This window comes from Paenibacillus sp. MY03, assembly GCF_002165585.1.
Taxonomy (GTDB): domain Bacteria; phylum Bacillota; class Bacilli; order Paenibacillales; family Paenibacillaceae; genus Pristimantibacillus; species Pristimantibacillus agaridevorans.
In genome coordinates, this window is the sequence record NZ_MXQD01000135.1 from 1 (window position 1) to 443 (window position 443).

A 443-nucleotide genomic window follows, 5' to 3' on the forward strand; every position below is an offset into this window, starting at 1 on the left:
GAGAAACTGGGCAAATACTGGCAAGCGAGATTTGGAGCCTATCCCGTACTATGGACGACTGCGCAGGAAGTCGATCCAGGACATGAATTTAATGATTATTGGCATAGAATTGCAAAGGCAATCTATGAAAATGACGCTTATCATCAGCCGTTAACCGCCCATATGGAGGGCGGAGATGCGGGGAATACAGGCTGGGGAGACAAGGACTATCATTCCTGGTTTGCTGTGCAGCCTTCCAATCTACAAAAAGACGGCTATCAAACCTTTTGGGAGTATAACGAGACAAAACCCTATGTTGCCTATGAAACTGGCTATGAATTTAATCGGGTCACAACAGATGAGGCGCGTTCCACTCCATATAGGGCCTTCTCCAACGGCGCCTTCGGTTTTGGATATGGCGTGCAGGGCGTCTGGGCCATCAATGATTCGACAGATAGTTGGTT

1 protein-coding gene is annotated in these 443 nt (G+C 48.1%); it reads left to right on the top strand.

Annotated elements, in window-relative coordinates; translation table 11 throughout:
* Nucleotides 1-443 (top strand): apiosidase-like domain-containing protein (locus B1748_RS36240; RefSeq protein WP_143810519.1); only part of this gene is annotated, 443 nt, incomplete at both ends.